Source organism: Nitrospirota bacterium (assembly GCA_016219645.1).
In the GTDB taxonomy this organism is placed as follows: Bacteria; Nitrospirota; Nitrospiria; order Nitrospirales; family Nitrospiraceae; genus Palsa-1315.
Map to the genome: position 1 here is coordinate 295,245 of JACRLR010000040.1, position 17,198 is coordinate 312,442.

Here is a 17,198-nt window from a genome sequence, read left to right on the forward strand (position 1 = left end):
GAGATCTTTCGATGTATAAGACGATCTATGTCCCGGTCGATAATTCCGACCATTCCAATACTGCCGTCGATGTCGGAGTGCATTTCGCGAAGGCCTTCGGCTCGAAGATTGTGGGGAGCCACGTCTATGCAGCCAAAATGCATGACAAGCGCTTCAAGCAGATGGAAGCGGGCTTGCCGGAAGAATACCACGATGAAAAAGAACTCGACCGACAGCGCCAGATTCACGATTCGTTGATTACCCGAGGCCTCCAAATCATCACTGATTCCTATCTCGACTACGTTGATAAGAAATGCGCGGAAAACAACCTGCCGATTGAGCGTCGCTCGCTCGAAGGCCGGAACTGGAAGGTGTTGGCTGAAGATATCAACACCAATGCCTACGACCTGGTCATCATGGGTGCCTTGGGTGTCGGCGCGGTGAAGGACAGCGTCATCGGCAGTAACACCGAGCGAGTGCTTCGGCGGGTGCGGAATTCTGACATGCTGATTATTAAACAAACCCAGCCCATGACCGGTGGGAAAATCGTGGTAGCGGTGGACGGCAGCCCCTATTCCTTCGGTGGACTCATGACGGGCCTGGCACTGGGAAAGGCCTTCAACATGCCGGTCGAGGCCATCTCGGCCTTCGATCCCTATTTCCACTATGCCGCCTTTCATAGTATTTCAGGTGTGCTCAACGAAGAGGCCGGTAAGGTTTTCCGCTTCAAAGAGCAGGAAAAGCTACACGAGGAAATCATCGACAGCGGCCTCGCGAAGATCTACCAATCGCACCTCGACATCTGCCGCGAGATCGCTCAGGCCGAACAAACCGACGTGAAGACCACTCTGTTGGATGGCAAGGCGTTCGAAAAGATCATTCAATATGTTCGTAAGGATATCCCGGCGCTCCTGATCGTCGGACGGATCGGCGTACACAGCGACGAGGATATGGACATCGGCAGCAACACCGAAAATCTGTTGCGGTCCGCGCCCTGCAATATCCTGGTGTCGAACAGGAAATATGTCCCACCGATCGATACGCTGGCGGAATACACCATCGCCTGGACGGAAGAAGCCCTCCGTCGAATGGAAAAGATCCCGATGTTTGCCAGAGGGGTGGCCAAGACAGCCATCCATCGCTATGCCATCGAGAAGGGCCACACCATCATCAGCAACACGGTGGTGGATACGGCCATTGGACATATCCTGCCCAAGGGGGCGATGGACGCCATGCGCGCCCTTGGTGGAAACCTGGATGCCGCTGGTATCGACCGCAACAAGATGCAGGCTGACGAGTCCGTTGTGAAGGATCTTATGGGCTCCACGCTCAGCGGGATGATGACCGAGGTTGTTGAAGAAAAACCAGCGGTCAGTGCAAATACTCAAGCCTACTTGGATCGGATGACTCAGGATTATTTCATCTGCGACGGTTGCGGCTACATCGGCAAGGGCGAGACGCCCGTCAAGTGCCCCGTCTGTGCCGCCGGAGGTGATCGCTTCAAACTGGTTGATAAGTCTCTTTTCGAAGCGGCGGCGCACGTGGAAGGGGTCCTCGAAACCGATCTGGCCTACGACGATGTCCCCATGCAATGGACAAAGGATGCCAAAGAAGGAATCCGTGCAGTTCCAGCAGGCTTCCAACGCCGGCGGGCCAAAGCCAAGATTGAGAAGACCGCCCGTAAACTCGGCATGACCACAATCACGTTGGAGTATGCGGCACCCATCATTCAGGAAGCGGCGTCAGAGGATTACACACCCATCTTTGCGAATAAGGGAACTGGGGCTTCGACCGAGGCACAGGCTTCGGTAGCTGCTGCGACGAACGGGGCCAATAGCGCAACGACTCCTCACGAGAACGGTCATGGAAACGGCCACGCAGCAGAACCGGCTCCTGCCTCTCGCTATACTTGGACGCCGGAAGCAACAGTACGACTTGAACGGGCGCCGGAAGGGTTTATGCGCGACTGTACCCGTGCCCTCATCGAAAAACATGCCGATAAGATCGGCGTCATGGTGATTACGGCCGAAGTCGCTCACGAGGGTATCGAGCAGGCCAAGGATTATATGGCAGAAGCCATGAAAACCGGCAATCTAAAGGACATGATTGCGAACCTGACCGGCAAAGCGAAATCGTAGCTTTGCAATTTTGAATGATGAATGTGGAATGTGGAATTGACCGGACAGCGAATTCCCCCGCATCACATATTCGCCATTCCTAATTTAGAATTACACATTTTCTCTAGACTATGGGTAAATCGCTTCCGATCTTCAACGGCCCCTTGCTCGGCGGAGTGATCGGGGCGTTTCAACAGCAGGTCACGCAGTTCCTCACGCCCGCCCCTCAAGGCGAAGGGCCCTCTGACGGCCGAACCGTCGATGACTTCAAGCCTTACCTCATCGCACTGAACCTCACGAAACGCTGTAATCTCAAATGTGACCATTGCTATCTGGACGCGACGACGAAGTCGGCCGGCGGAACCGATGAGCTCTCCACCGAAGAATGCTACAGACTCATCGATCAGATTGCCGAGGTCAACAGGGGCTGTCTCCTTGTGATCACAGGCGGTGAACCGCTTGTCCGTCCCGATATTCTTGATATCGCACGCCACGCTGTGAAGCTCGGCTTCATGGTGGTGTTTGGGACAAACGGGATGCTGATTAATGACCACATGGCCCGAACGCTTGTGGATATCGGCGTGATGGGCATGGGCATCAGTATCGATTCGCTCGATCCCCAGAAACACAATCGCTTCCGCGGTGTGCCTGGTGCATGGGAAGCCGCACTTGCCGGTATCGAGGCCTGTAAGCGGAACGGGTTGGCCTTTCAAGTACATTTCAGCGCGCAGCCCATGAATTATCAGGAACTACCCGCAGTGATCGATTGGGCGCACCAGCTTGGCGCCAAGGTTCTCAATGTGTTCTTTATGGTCTGCACCGGTCGCGGGGAAGAATTGACGGATATCACCCCGGCCCAGTATGAAGAGGTGCTCGGCTATCTGGTGAATTGCCAGGATAGTTACAAGGGTATGCTTATCCGGGCCCGTTGCGCGCCGCACTTCAAACGGCTCGCGTATGAGAAAGATCCAAACTCCCCTATTACCAAAGCGACTGGGTATATGGGCGGCGGCTGCCTCGCCGGCACCAACTACGCGCGTGTGACTCCCAATGGCGAGCTGACCCCTTGCCCCTATATGCCGCTGTCCGCCGGGAACATCCGTGAGCACAGCTTCGTCGATCTATGGGAAAAGTCCGACGTCTTCAATTCCTTCCGCTACCCGCAACTAAAAGGGAAATGCGGTGATTGCGAGTATACGGACATCTGTGGAGGCTGCCGCGCACGTCCCTACGTGGATCACGGCGACTGGCTGGATGAAGATCAATGGTGCCTCTACACCCCGAAGGGTGGCGAGAGGATCAAGATCGCTTTTAATACACCGGAAGACAGCCCTGTGGCTTGGGATGAAGACTCAGAAACACGACTCAACCGGATTCCCTATTTCTTGCGCGCCATGGTCAAGAAAGGGGTCGAAAAACACGCCCGCGAGAACAACATCCCCTTGATCACCATTGAGTTGATGGAAGAGCTCCGCAAGAAACGATTCGGCAACGACGCGCCAATGTTCAGACCCTAATATGGTTCATGGTAAATGGCTGATGGTCAATGAATTACTCGGGCATGGACCAGAGGTATTGTCACCATTAACCATCAACCATTAACCATCTCTTCATGGAATCCCTTCGAAGCCCCGGCACTGACTTCTATACGCTGATCCCGATCGTCAATCATTGGCTTCACCTGGTGTCGGCGGTCATCTGGATCGGGGGAATTGCCTTCCTGGTCATGGCCGTGACCCCCGGTCTGAAGAAGGCGGTTGCGAAGGAACAGATCAAGCCGATCACCGATGCGTTCTATCAACATTACAAGAAAGTCGCGGGAATCCTGCTCGTTGTCCTGCTGTTTACCGGTGGCATCAATCTCCACTACGTCAATCAGCTCATCACCTTGCAAACGGGGAGTGGGGTTCAGCACCATGCACAATACCTGACCGTCTTCTTTATCAAGTTGTTTCTCGTTCTCTGTCTCCTCACCCTTTTTCTCTACACTGTGGTCTTCAAGTCCGATGACGTAGAAGAAGGTGAAGAAGAATCCTACGAAGCGATCCCCTTCCAACGAGCCGCGCTCTGGATCGGGCTCCTCATCATCCTTTGTGCCTCCGCGATGAAACATCTCCATCAGTAGATCGTGCCAGATTCCTGGCGTTCCCAGCGGCCACTCAACGCATTTCCCCGTCCTGTATCTCCTAGGATTAGGAGCGTACCGAATAAGATACGCTCAGTCTTACAGTTCCCTCTTTGAAGCTTGCTGGCGAAACCGCGTCCACTCAACGACTTACAGTATGGATCCGCAATGCTATTACTCAGAATATTCTGGTACGGGGGTTGCTGTACTGCCGTAGCCGGAAGATGCTTGGCGAAGCGAAACGCCGGTGGGGCCCCATCCGACAGGTAATGGCCTGTCACGCAGATGGGACTACCTCTGGATTGTGCCCATCCGGAGCCCTCCCACCGCCATAAGCTTCTGCCATCGGGGCCGCACCCTGTCTCTTCTACAGCGGCGCGGCCCTCCATCAGGGAGGGGGAGCTAACCATCGAGATCAACCAGAGTCCATGAGCTGGTTTCTTCCAACGCAACCAGGAGAGGTGCACAATGTCACTGAGAGATCAGGCCACTCCCAGTCATTCGATTCGTAAAGAATGCCGTGATGTTGCTAGTCCGACTTCCAGGCCGAGCAAGGTAGGACGACAACAACCTCGGGTCCGGTTAACAGTGAGTCTTCCCAGTGATCTCGTCGATCGTCTGCGCGATGCAGTGTATTGGAGTCCCAGTTTAACGCTTGCCTGGCTGATCGCTCGGTCCTTACGGATTTCTCTGACCGAGATGGAATCCTTCCGTCAGGGTCCCTTCCCAAAACGAACGAACGCGCTTCGCGCGGGGAGGCCTCGATTGCTTGGCCAGACAATGAATCTGTCCGATCGTGCCAGATTCACCGGTAGCGGAAGTGCCTGGCCGGCCGAGGGGATCACTCGGTCCACCCTTGTCTCCCAACCACCTATTGCGTGACGGCACAGGAAAGGAACCACGTTTCAACGATGAATGGAGCTCCGAGCGAGAAAGGCTAGGGGGTGATAGGGGGCTTTGTCAGGGCTCTCAATGCCGTCGAGACTTCTCTGAATGAATGGGCGAGCTTGTCGAGTTGTGAACCCTTTGACATCACTTCGCCTGCGAGAGTTTTGAGTTGACTATCGTAGTTTCCGACCTCCGAGGCAACCTCGGAAACCTTCGCGAGGGTCTCTTTGCAAGCAGTCAGTTCCCTCCGCAATTGCTGAGAGTTGGTTTGGAGGGATTTGATCTCTTCCATGGCTACTTGCGCCTGTTGTGTCAGTCGACTGACATAGGCTTCTCGGTCGCGCATGTCGGACTCCAAATTGGCCCGCTTCTCTTCGCTCTCACGTCGACGCTCCTCCAGATTACTGATGGTCTGAACCCACAGAGCGGTATCTCCGCCGAGCGTTGGCGCATCAGCCAACGGTTGCCCGCGGTCTAATGCCTTTATCGCGGGCTGGAGCCATTCAATGAAGGCCATCACCTCGCCCAGCTTGAGGTCGGTCGTTGTCGCGGGGTTTGGCGAGGGCGCGCTTTCGCGATTCGAAGAGGCCTGTGCCGGCTGCGGTCCTGAGGACGGGGTCGCCTTTTTCTGTTGGCCGTTCCTCGGCTGTGTCCACCGATGATACTCGAGCAGAGCTGCAATACAATGACGGCACATCGGCTCTTCGGGCAGCGCGCAGCTGCATTTTGACACCAGATGTCCTTCCTTGAGTCGGATCGTCTGCTCGTAGAGGCCGGAATTCCCGATGACAGCGGAGGAAATCTGGGCGTCATCAGCCTCGACGATCCGAACGCGATTTTCTGAGAGGTACTGATTGCCGATGTGAAAGGCATTACGATCAACCACCGCCTGGATCATCGGAGGATCGAGGAGGCTTAACCGCTCAGCGGAGCAGGGGATCTTATTTCTCATGCGCTGCGTTCCCAATCGCAAATGACTCCATCGAGTATTGCAGGGCAGTCTGAAACAGACCCGTGAGACTGTCAAGGATTCATAGGTTTTCAGCCGTGGTTGATTCAGCATCGGCGTGGCGGTCCCTTCGCGCTGACTGGCGTCAGCCACAGATAGTCTGCAATCTTCTCTCGGGTCATATCTTTGAACTCCTCGATGCGTCCCGCATCGAACGATGTCATGAAGATGCTGACTTGTCGGACCTGGCCACCCAGACGGCGGGCCACTCGCTTCGGAACCGGGAGGTTGTATTGAATATGCCCGCCCCCCGTATAGCTGACCAGCGGCCCGGCCATTCTATCGCTCCCGGAGCGAATCTGGTTGAGGCGATGGACCAATGTCTTGGCCATCCCTTCATCGCGAACCATGGATGCCTCGAACATGGTCTGATAGTGGCTGTCAGCTCCCCCACCATGACAGGCCTGTAGTTGCTCAAGAATACGTGCCCGATAGATGGGATCATCGGCGATGACTTCGTCCTTCATGCCCCATTGTTCCATCATAGGGTCAAGTCTTGCCTGAGCCAATCCGTTCTTGGCGACGATCCTCACCAACGGCTTTGGAGGATTCATGGCATCTACCGTCCAGTGGTATTCTCGTGCCAACCGGATCAGCGGTTCATAATCGTCGTATGAACCACCCCAGTTCTGGTGCCACTTGACGGCTTGAAGGAATTCCTGGCGGGTCATCTCTGGATCGACAACATACTGATCCAATGCTGCCTGGCCGTCCCAACCGAACATTTCCATACCCAGGGCCGGCCTACGCCCTCCCTCCTTGAGCTTCTCCAGCACCGTGCTAGCCGCCTCTATATGGAACCGATTGTGATGTTCTTCGCCGAGATAAATGATGTCTTGTTGGAGCAACAACGCACTCCATTGGTCAAGAGAGACCGGCTGCCCTGTCGCGGTATCAATGATCTGCCATTCCTTGAACAGCGCATGACGCTCGTCTTGCGAGGCTCCAGAAACTTTTGCACCCTCTCCGGTCGTGCAGGCTACGGTGAACCACAACGCTGCGACGACCATCAACAGCCTATATACGACGAAGATGGCTTGTGGTGCCGGCAGCCTGGACCTGTTGATCATAGCTCCTACCTAGCACAGGTTTCTGGGATTGGGCAAGACGCGATCCGAACCCTTGACCCGGATGAACCAGGCCGTTATGCTGCCATGAATTCAGCGCAGATAGCGCCGGATCATCCATCGGGTCCACGCACTGATCAATTCATGAGTTCTCCCGCCCAGGTGCTTGCAGACTTTCGGTCACAGGTTACCACGCTCTTGCAGGAACGCGACAAGGAGTGGGAGGCCTCACGCAAGCTTGTTGAGGCAAAGCAACTCGCTGCGACATTGAGGCGGGTGATTACAGAGGCTCATCGCGCCGATCTTCCCGTCATCGTCCGTGATGCGGTCACCCTCGCGTTGGGAAATTCAGAAGCCGCACGAATTCAGGACCTCCCAGGCCCACGCCTCAAAGAACTCACAGGGCTCCCTCCGACAAAAGCCGTGCGGGCACTCTGTGTATGGTTCGGCGTCGTTGAAGGCCCGATCTTGCAGTGGCCATTGACCTCCCTGCGGAGTGAAGAGATTGAAGCATTCGTCCACTCACACGCCAATCCATTTGACCTGTTGCAAGAGGCAGATGTGGCTTCTCTGCTCGATCTGGGAGCCGGCGACCTCTCCTTCGCGACAGACCTTGTGGAGCACTACGTAGCGCGCCTTCACAATCGACAGGAATTGATTCTCCATACCCTCGATCGTCTTACGCCAGGCTCAAAGCTGGGAGGTCCGCTTCATCCTGATCGGGAGCGACTCAACAGCCTCCGATCTCGCATCGGCCTTTCGTTTCAATTCTACGGAGGCCAGGATATGTTTGACTTGGACACACTCGACCAGCGAGGGAAACTTGCCCCCCGCTACACGATCGCGACCTGCTGGGCTCCGGCGACACCCACGTTTGCCTATGAACCGACCAGATTGTCCGATCACATCATGACCCAAGAGCTCACGCGAACCAAAGGCGCGTTTCGGCAGACAAACTTTTCAGGCGAACCGGCCCTCGAAGTCCAGCATGGAGGCCGTGCACTCCTATTCCCTGTATGGAAATTTGAGATTCGAGGCCCCCTCGCCCTGCTTGATCTGCTGGCGCGTCGCGGTGTTCTCTGTGTCATCGGTGCTGTCGATACCCAGGTCTTCTGGGAGATCCTGGCACAACTCCTTGACGACGACCGCTATCGACCGAATGATCTGCCGTTCACTCCGGATAATCTCCACACGATTTTTGGCGAGGTCTTCGACAGACTCTCCGGTCTTGCCCTCGGTGAGACCCTGAGCCTGTCAGACTGCGGCTTGTTACGTGGACGGATTCCTCGGGTTCTTCCCCTCCATTCGACGCAGGCTCCCTTCTATCGTTTCCGCTCCGTTCAGGTTCGCCGGGGAGCGATCTTCCCGGGACTTCCCGCCAGCAGTACTGCAAGACGGTTCTCCGACATGGCCGAAGAGAGCCCTCCATGGATGCTGATCCTCGTACCGGAATAGCAAAAGGCTGAAACAGTTCGCCAGCTCTCCGGAAGGTTGAGGTTTAGGCTAAGGTTAAGGCGGCGATGCAAAGAGTCTGATCTTTGCTCAACCTTGACCTCAACCTCACCCTTCTTCAGACGCTGCGGCCTTGCCCGTGGAACGGCGCGTCTCGGCGCGCCGGGGTTGGGCGGGTGAGAAGCCAGCTTTTTGAGCATCCTGCGGGGGTATTCTCTTCTTGTCCAAGACATGCAGGTCCTCAAGTAATTCTGTGCCGAAATGGGTTTCCCGCAGCCTGTGTATAGAGCGGAATGGAGCAACCCACCGGCAGCAAAGCCCTGCGAATCGCCATATCCAGCCAGGTTGATGCAAAAACACGCGTGAAAATTGACCGTCTCCAGACCCTTTGTTAGACTTCGAGCGTGTCAAATCACCATGCATGCCTGAACGATCAGGACGACTAATCCCAACATGAATTCATCTCACAGTATCCGGGCCATCCAGGATAATATTGCGCTGGTCATCAAGGGCAAGGCCCATGTGATCGAGATGGTAGTGGTCTGTCTTCTGGCCCGCGGGCACCTTCTACTCGAAGATGTTCCCGGCGTTGGCAAGACCACGCTGGCACACAGTTTGGCCCGATCACTGGACTGTTCATTCAAGCGCATTCAATTCACCAGCGATCTCTTGCCCTCCGACATTGTCGGCATCTCGATGTTTAACAGGCAAAAACAGGGCTTTGAATTTATCCCCGGCCCGATCTTCGCCAATGTCGTGCTGGCCGACGAGATCAATCGCACGACGCCGAAGACCCAGAGCAGTCTCTTGGAAGCGATGAGTGAAGCGCAGGTTTCTGTCGACAATCAGACGCATCCGCTTGAGCAGCCGTTTATGGTCATTGCCACGCAGAATCCGGCCGAATATCACGGAACATTCCCCCTTCCGGAATCCCAACTCGACCGGTTTCTGATGCGCCTCTGCATTGGATATCCTGCGCTCGAAGATGAACGCAAGGTGCTCGATCGCCCCCATTCGATGCATCCTGCCGAAACGCTGGAAGCGGTATTGTCAGCCCGCGAAATATTGGCATTGCAGGCCCATGTGGATCTGGTTCACATGGAAGAGAGTTTGATGGACTATCTGCTCGCGATCGTGCAAGCGACCCGCCAGAGCGAGCTTTTATCCCTGGGCGTCAGCACGAGAGGAGCCTTGGGGCTCAGCAAAGCGGCGAAAGCCTTGGCAGTCGTCCGGGGGCGAGATTATTGCCTTCCGGATGACATCAAAGAGCTGGCGCCGATCGTGCTGTCCCATCGTGTCATGCTGAACCGGACCCATGGTATGCGGACGCAGAGCTTCGAACAGGCGGAGCGGATGGTGCTCGACATTGTCGAGACCGTTCCCGTTCCTGTCTAGCAGGATGCGGCACAACAGCAGTACCGTTCTGCAGGATGCTCAAAAAGGCCTTCCTCGTCGTTCGTGAAACGTGAAGCGTGAAACGTCCGAATCCGGAAACGAACGACGCTTCACGAAATACGCTTCACGGGTTTTGAGCATCCTGCTGGCGGTCAATTGGATGACCTACGCGCGTGAAGCAGCCATTCTTCAACCTCACAGTCTCCTCCGCTATGACCTTCGTCCGGGGCATGTCACGGCGGCGGTCGATTCGTTTCACATCTGAAGGGACGAGGTTTCTTCTCTTCACTTTCGGGATCGGGCTCGCAGCCATCAATACCGGCAACAATCTGTTTTACTTGCTCCTCGCGATGATGCTCAGCCTGATCGTCGTCTCCGGTTTGCTCTCCGAGTGCTGTCTCAGGCGATTGGAGTTCCATCGGCATGTGCCCGATCTCATCATGGCCAATGAGCCGACCACTCTCACGATCTCTGTCACCAACCGAAACCGGCATCTGCCCAGCTTTTCTCTCCGAATGCTTGATGTCGTCGAGGGTCAAGAGGTCGACCGGGGGCTTGCGATTCACCTCCTGCCCGCGCAAAGTTCCATGCTCCTGTCCTATCCGCTTCTTGGTACAAAGCGGGGCTGGCTCCGGCTCGATGGCATCGTGGTGCAGACACTGTTTCCTTTTGGACTGTTTCTAAAAAGAGGGCGCTATTCTACAGAAGCGCATCTGCTCGTCAGCCCCCCGATCAAACCGCTCACCCTGCGTTTCGTGGATGAACTGGTCAACGAAGGGCAAGGGGCGGCACTCACCAGACGCGGAGACGGAGCCCAACTCTACAACCTTCGCCTGTATCAACCAGGCGATGACTCACGAGCCATCCACTGGGTCACCACGGCCCGCACGTCTCAGCTGGTCGTGCGGGAAACCGAAGCAGAAGATCAACGACACATTACCGTTGTCTTCTCAGTCGTGGCCCCTGAAGCATGCGAAGCGCTGTTCGAACGGAGCGTGACGTTCGTGGCGTCGCTTCTCTGGCAATTGACAGAACGGGCCCACCCTGTTCGGCTTATCGTCGGGACGGAAGACTCAGGGCTTGGGTCTGGATCCGCCCATCTCATGGCGATCCTGCGCTTGTTGGCATTGTGCAAGAGACAGCCACCTGAATCCGATCACACCAGCCAGCACGGCCTACACCCTCCGCTCAGCCACGAAAGCGAGCGAGGCTACATGCTGGCGATTGTGCCCTGGTCGGACCAGGCAACTGTCGCAACCATGGTGCAAGCGGATCGGGTACTGTATGCCGCGCAACTTGAAGAATTAACCCATGCCTTTTAATCAGGCCTTTGCCCTCAGTTCCGTCACCCTCGCTGCCACAGCGTTTAGCGGGCTGGTGTTGGCACAGAGCGTACCCTTCTGGCTCGCCCTCCCTACCGCCATCATCCTTGTTGTCTCGCTGTTTCACGCGGGAGGGGTGCTGTTCCTTCGACGGGCGATGGCGCAGATCACCGACTCTCCAACTCTGTGGAATGCTCTGTTGATCGGCGCGTTCGCCATCTTGCTGATCGACCTTCTCGTGGTGTCAAGAGACCTTCTTCCGGCAGGTATCCATTTTTTGGTTGTGCTTCTGGGTATCAAGTTACTCACGCTCCAACAGCGGCGTGACTATCGGCATCTCTATGTCATTAGTCTCATGGCAATCCTGGCTTCCGCTGCGCTGACGACAGAGGCGTGGTATGTCCCCATCTTCATGCTGTATTTGCTTACGGCCGTGTGGACACTCTTGCTCTATCACTTGACCCAGGAAACGAGCGAAATCCCTGCCGCCGTCACCCCTTCAGGTATGGGTGCCTGTCGCGCGACATTTCCGAGCCGCATCACCCACAGGGTGTTTTGGTTGACGAACGGAATCGTCATCCTGACGGTTGCCCTGACGCTTGCCATTTTCTTTCTCATCCCCCGTATTGGAGTAGGCGTATTACAAAAGACGAGCGGGGAAGCAGTGCGGACGACAGGGTTTTCCGATCGGGTCGATCTGGGGACGATCGGATCAGTCAAGCAAGATCCTCAGATCGTGATGCGTGTCGAACTACCGGACCAATCAGCTGTTGAAAAGGATCGCTTCTATCTGAGAGGCCTTGCCTACGATCAGTACAATGGACAATCATGGAGCCACAGCGGAACCCGCCAGCGCTCGTTAAATCTCGCCGCTGACGGCACATTCCTCGTCCGGCCTGCTGGCAGCTACCCTCTCGATAGACCATCCCAAGCCATCCGTCAGGATATACTGCTGGAAACCCTCGACACCTCTGTGTTATTTGCAGCCCCTTTCGCTGAGGTTGTGAGCGGCGAGTTTCTCACTCTGCAGGCCGATGCCATGAGCGGGCTGCATTTACCATTTCCCCCTTCTTCCCGTATCAGGTACTCCGTCGTCTCTCATGTTCCGCAGCTTGTCGCGAACGAACGAACCGCGGCGAGCCTGGACTACCCCGACTCAATTCGCTTCCACTACCTTCAAGTTCCCACGGGGTCTGAACAGGTCGCAGACCTGGCGCATCGCGTCACCCAACGGGACTCGACTCCCTTCGAGCAGACGCAAGCGATCCTGCAACATCTCCTGGAGAACTACCGGTACAGCCTTGAAAGCGACACGGCCCAGCTCGATCATCCGCTCGAAGAATTTCTGTTCACAAGAAAAACCGGGTACTGTGAACATTATGCGACGGCCATGGTGGTGATGCTGCGAACGGTCGGCATCCCGGCTCGACTTGTGACAGGGTTTCTGGCCACGGAATGGAACGACTACGGAGGTTACTTCACCGTGCGCCAGCGGGATGCCCATGCCTGGGTCGAGGTCTACTTTCCTCACTCCGGCTGGATCACGATGGACCCCACTCCTGCCGTCAGCGCTGCAGTCGCTCCCTCTGGTTGGGAGCCTCTCAGCCGAGTAGCCGAATCTGTTCGGCTCCAATGGGATCGCTTGTTCGTCCATTATAGTGCGAGGGATCAACTGGCAGTCGTTCATGGAGTACGAGAGGGTAGTGACGTGGTGCGTGAAAGAATGAGCCGCTGGGCTTCGTTGCTGGCTGCTCCGATAGGCCAGGTGTTCACCCGCCTGACTCAAATGGTCCAAACGTTTCATTCAGGCATGTTGGGACTCATCACGGGATCGATTGTCGTTGGCCTGTCCTTGGCCCTCCTCATGCTCCGCGATAGAATAGGGCTCTGGGCCGTCACGCACTTTCTTCCTAAATCCCACCCGCAAGTCGCGATCGCCCAGCTCTATAGCCGCATGCTCCGTATCGTGGAGAGACATGGCGTGAGCAAACCTCCAGCCGCGACAGCCAGTGAATTTGCCAGACTGGTTGAACGGGAATGGAAGGCAGCCGGTCCTATGGTGACTGATGTGACCGCCCTGTACCATCAGGGGCGATTCAGCCGTGCTCCGCTCACCCAGGACGACCTCTCTCGTGTCACTGAACAGTTGGGTCGGCTGCAATCCCTCGCACGCACAGCTCACTAATCGCCTACCGCTCCCCTTTCAGCGGCAGTGGCAGAGCGCACACGAAATTTGGGAAGAGGACTAAGCGGGAGAAACCTGTTTGATTGGAGCGGGAAACGGGATTTGAACCCGCGACCCTCGCCTTGGCAAGGCGATGCTCTACCACTGAGCTATTCCCGCTCAATCACAGCCGGTCAGAGGGGTGGAATCTTACTGATGCGGGAACAGAGCTGTCAAGCAGCCTAGCAGGCCTCAAACAGTCTTGTGAGAAATTCACCCGTTCGTGCGAGAATATTAATTTGGATTTTCCTGAGATGAAGCAGTTTGGGACGAAGTGACCAACTGTCAGCCGAAGAGCAAATAGAGCCTACTTGCCATCGCGAAGCCCGCCCTATTTCTTCATAGAAAATAACGCACGCTCTCGCTATCGTGGGCTCACCCACGATAGCCCACGATGAATCGTGGGCTATCTGACAATCGAACCAGCTATGTAGAACGTCGGTTCTGTAAATGTTCCATGTTTTTAAATAGTTGCGCATACGAATCGGGGAACTCTGAAATGGCCCGGTTTGTGCGTATACGTTTTATGCCGTAGTGGGACTGTTGTGGCTGGGTGCTGTTTCATCGTTACCGTAACTACACGTTTTGGAAAAAAGACGTTACGAGAGTGTAACGCAAAGGAATTTATCTCAAGTTATTGATTTGCTGATGAATTTACTTAGGCCCACGAACGTACAATCTTCATGTGATACGAAATATACTCAGCGCCCCACATCTACTTTCAATTCAGTCATTTTCTGTAAGACTTTTTTTGTCTATCTATTCAACTATTTATTGGAATTAATGGCGCACCATCGATCTATTGGGCTTGGTGTGAATGTTGCGTGGGTAGCTTCTACGCAATGTCGAAGCTCAATATAGACAGAAATCCTCATGCTGTTCCATCGTCGGTGCAAAGCTCGGCTTATTTATTTCTTGGCGGCTCTCCGGGATTATTCGGTGAAATCTTCATTTCCACTGCACATCAATGAAGGCTCGCGGGCTTGATCAAAGCCCTCAACTTGAGGAGGTGGGACCCATGTTTTTGTCACGTCGGCAGTTCTTAAAAGTCACGGCAGGCACCGTGGCCGCAGTGGCGGTGGCGGACAACGTGCTGGCGCTGACCGCGCTCCAGCCGGTCATCGAAGTCGGGAACCCGTTGGGGGACTATCCGGATCGGTCCTGGGAGCGGGTCTATCACGATCAGTATCGGTACGATTCGTCCTTTACCTGGGTCTGTTCCCCGAACGACACCCATGCCTGCCGCGTCCGGGCCTTTGTGCGGAACGGCGTGGTGATGCGCGTCGAGCAGAACTACGACCATCAAACCTACGAAGACCTGTACGGGAATCGCGGCACCTTTGCCCATAACCCGCGGATGTGTTTGAAGGGCTTCACCTTCCACCGGCGAGTGTATGGGGCGGCTGCGGGAGCAGGGGTATGCGCCGGAGATGATTGAGATGATGAAGGGGGCCGGGACCCGGTGCTTCAAGCATCGGGCGGGGATGCCCGTCCTCGGGATCATCGGCAAGATGGGGAACACCCGGATGAACGGGGGGGTGAATGCCTTGCTGGATACCTGGATTCGGAAGGTCAGCCCGGAGCAGGCGCAGGGCGGCCGCTATTGGTCGAACTATACCTGGCATGGGGATCAGAACCCCGCTCACCCCTGGTGGAGTGGAGCCCAAGGCTCCGATATCGACCTCTCCGACATGCGCTTCTCCAAACTGAATACCAGCTGGGGCAAGAACTTCGTCGAGAACAAAATGCCGGAAGCGCACTGGAAGCTGGAATGTATCGAACGGGGTGCCCGGGTCGTGGTGATCACGCCGGAGTATAACCCCACGGCCTATCGGGCCGACTACTGGATGCCGGTCCGGCCGGCGGCTGACGGCCCGATTTTCTTAGGGGCCTTGAAGATCATTGTCGATGAGAACATGCACGATACGGACTTTATGAAGAGCTTTACCGATTCACCCGTGCTCGTCCGGACCGATACCCTGCAGTTCTTGGATCCGCGCGACGTGGTGGCGGACTATCAGTTCCCGGACTTCTCGAAGAGCTACTCGGGCCGGATGCAGTCTCTCAAACCGGAGCAGGTGCAGCGGCTGGGCGGGATGATGGTCTGGGACCTGAATAAGAAGCAGGCGGTGCCGCTCCACCGGGAACAGGTCGGCTGGCACTATGAGAACAGCGGGATCGATGCGGCCCTCACCGGGACCTATCGGGTGAAACTGCTCAATGGGCGTGAGGTCGACGCGATGCCGGTCTGGCAGATGTACCTGGTGCACTTTCAGGATTACGATCTGGATACCTGCCATCAGATCTGCCGGACGCCGAAAGACCTCCTGGTCCGCTGGGCACGGGATTCCGGCACGATCAAGCCGGCGGCCATCCATAACGGGGAGGGCACCTGCCACTATTTCCATCAGACGATTAACTCTCGCGGGGCGGCGATGGTGCTCATCGTCACCGGCAACGTGGGCAAGTTCGGCACCGGGCAGCATACCTGGGCCGGTAATTACAAGGCCGGCACGTGGACAGCGACGCCCTGGTCCGGCGCGGGGCTTGCGGTGCACACCGGGGAGGATCCGTTCAACATCACGCTGGATCCGAACGCACACGGCAAGGAGATCAAGACCAAGTCCTATTACTACGGCGAAGAGGTCGGCTACTGGAACCATGGTGACACGGCGCTGATCGTCAATACGCCGAAATACGGGCGCAAGGTGTTCACGGGCAAGACCCACATGCCGACGCCGAGTAAATTCCGTTGGGTGGTCAATGTGAATGTGCTCAATAATGCCAAGCACCACTATGACATGGTGCGCAACGTCGATCCGAACATCGAGACCCTGATCTGTCAGGACATCGAGATGACCTCGGACGTCAACCATAACGACATCGCGTTTGCGGCGAACTCCTGGATGGAGTTCACCTACCCGGAAATGACCGTCACGGTGTCCAATCCCTGGGTGCAGGTCTGGAAAGGCGGGATCCGCCCGCTCTACGATACGCGCAATGACCTGGATAGCTTCGCCGGGGTCGCGGCGAAGCTGTCGGAGATCACCGGTGACAAGCGGATACGCGACTACTTCAAGTTTGTCTACGAGAACCGCGTCGACGTCTATGTCCAACGGCTGCTTGATGCCTCCAGTACCTTCTACGGGTACAATGCCGATGTCATGCTGAAGTCGGAGAAGGGCTGGATGGTCATGGTGCGGACCTACCCTCGCACCCCCTTCTGGGAAGAGACGAATGAATCGAAGCCCATGTGGACCAGGACCGGCCGGTACGAAAATTACCGGACCGAGCCCGAAGCGATCGAGTACGGCGAAAATTTCATCTCACACCGGGAGGGGACGGAAGCGACCCCCTATCTGCCCAACGCCATCATGACCAGCAATCCCTATGTCCGGCCGGATGACTACGGGATTCCGATCACGGCCCAGCACCATGATGATAAGACGGTGCGCAATATCAAGCTGCCGTGGCAGGAGATCAAGCGGCATGCCAATCCCTTGTGGGAGAAGGGCTACCAGTTCTACTGCGTGACGCCGAAGACCCGGCATCGGGTGCACAGCCAATGGTCCGTGAACGACTGGGTGCAGATTTACGAGTCCAACTTTGGCGATCCCTAC

The 17,198-nt window shown here is 56.1% G+C and carries 9 protein-coding genes, 1 tRNA gene and 1 pseudogene; 8 read left to right on the top strand and 3 right to left on the bottom strand.

All coding sequences use genetic code 11. The features are described 5' to 3' along the window. Positions 1 to 11 precede the first annotated feature (11 nt). The 3 genes from HZB34_14560 to HZB34_14570 all read left to right on the top strand — a co-directional run bounded on the left by HZB34_14560 (position 12) and on the right by HZB34_14570 (position 4,221). A complete protein-coding gene (locus tag HZB34_14560) occupies positions 12 to 2,117 on the top strand; it encodes a universal stress protein (protein ID MBI5317184.1) in 2,106 nt (701 codons plus the stop codon). A gap of 110 nt (positions 2,118 to 2,227) precedes the next feature. Further along, on the top strand, positions 2,228 to 3,613 hold the full coding sequence (locus HZB34_14565; GenBank protein MBI5317185.1) for a radical SAM protein: 1,386 nt from the start codon (positions 2,228 to 2,230) through the stop codon (positions 3,611 to 3,613). Between the two features lie 95 nt (positions 3,614 to 3,708). Continuing rightward, on the top strand, positions 3,709 to 4,221 hold the full coding sequence (locus tag HZB34_14570; protein MBI5317186.1) for a hypothetical protein: 513 nt from the start codon (positions 3,709 to 3,711) through the stop codon (positions 4,219 to 4,221). Between the two features lie 937 nt (positions 4,222 to 5,158). Here HZB34_14570 and HZB34_14575 read toward each other — a convergent pair. Beyond that, positions 5,159 to 6,061, bottom strand: a complete 903-nt coding sequence (locus HZB34_14575; GenBank protein ID MBI5317187.1) for a hypothetical protein — start codon at positions 6,059 to 6,061, stop codon at positions 5,159 to 5,161. 104 nt (positions 6,062 to 6,165) lie between these two features. Further along, complete coding sequence (locus HZB34_14580) at positions 6,166 to 7,188, bottom strand: ChaN family lipoprotein (protein MBI5317188.1); 1,023 nt, start codon at positions 7,186 to 7,188, stop codon at positions 6,166 to 6,168. Positions 7,189 to 7,329: 141 nt separating this feature from the next. On the opposite strand from HZB34_14580, the gene HZB34_14585 reads away from it, so the two are divergent. The 4 genes from HZB34_14585 to HZB34_14600 all read left to right on the top strand — a co-directional run bounded on the left by HZB34_14585 (position 7,330) and on the right by HZB34_14600 (position 13,539). Next, positions 7,330 to 8,640 carry a hypothetical protein gene (locus tag HZB34_14585; GenBank protein MBI5317189.1) on the top strand — a complete coding sequence of 437 codons (1,311 nt, stop codon included), beginning with the start codon at positions 7,330 to 7,332 and terminating at the stop codon, positions 8,638 to 8,640. A gap of 450 nt (positions 8,641 to 9,090) precedes the next feature. Continuing rightward, entirely contained in the window at positions 9,091 to 10,032 is a 942-nt protein-coding gene (locus tag HZB34_14590) for a MoxR family ATPase (GenBank protein MBI5317190.1), read from the top strand. Between the two features lie 173 nt (positions 10,033 to 10,205). Beyond that, entirely contained in the window at positions 10,206 to 11,354 is a 1,149-nt protein-coding gene (locus HZB34_14595) for a DUF58 domain-containing protein (protein ID MBI5317191.1), read from the top strand. Continuing rightward, positions 11,344 to 13,539, top strand: coding sequence for a DUF3488 domain-containing protein (locus tag HZB34_14600; protein MBI5317192.1), 2,196 nt, complete (start codon positions 11,344 to 11,346; stop codon positions 13,537 to 13,539). The genes HZB34_14595 and HZB34_14600 overlap by 11 nt, the downstream gene beginning before the upstream one ends. 84 nt (positions 13,540 to 13,623) lie before the next feature. Here the strand turns inward: HZB34_14600 and HZB34_14605 are convergent. Continuing rightward, positions 13,624 to 13,698: transfer RNA gene (locus tag HZB34_14605), tRNA-Gly, on the bottom strand. Positions 13,699 to 14,596: 898 nt separating this feature from the next. On the opposite strand from HZB34_14605, the pseudogene HZB34_14610 reads away from it, so the two are divergent. Continuing rightward, positions 14,597 to 17,198 (top strand): annotated as a pseudogene (locus HZB34_14610) (molybdopterin-dependent oxidoreductase).

Bases quoted from the DNA above. Each gene is read 5' to 3' on its own strand.
- HZB34_14560 (MBI5317184.1), top strand. From the start codon at position 12: ATGTATAAGACGATCTATGTCCCGGTCGATAATTCCGACCATTCCAAT.
- HZB34_14565 (MBI5317185.1), top strand. From the start codon at position 2,228: ATGGGTAAATCGCTTCCGATCTTCAACGGCCCCTTGCTCGGCGGAGTG.
- HZB34_14570 (MBI5317186.1), top strand. From the start codon at position 3,709: ATGGAATCCCTTCGAAGCCCCGGCACTGACTTCTATACGCTGATCCCG.
- HZB34_14575 (MBI5317187.1), bottom strand. From the start codon at position 6,061: ATGAGAAATAAGATCCCCTGCTCCGCTGAGCGGTTAAGCCTCCTCGAT.
- HZB34_14580 (MBI5317188.1), bottom strand. From the start codon at position 7,188: ATGATCAACAGGTCCAGGCTGCCGGCACCACAAGCCATCTTCGTCGTA.
- HZB34_14585 (MBI5317189.1), top strand. From the start codon at position 7,330: ATGAGTTCTCCCGCCCAGGTGCTTGCAGACTTTCGGTCACAGGTTACC.
- HZB34_14590 (MBI5317190.1), top strand. From the start codon at position 9,091: ATGAATTCATCTCACAGTATCCGGGCCATCCAGGATAATATTGCGCTG.
- HZB34_14600 (MBI5317192.1), top strand. From the start codon at position 11,344: ATGCCTTTTAATCAGGCCTTTGCCCTCAGTTCCGTCACCCTCGCTGCC.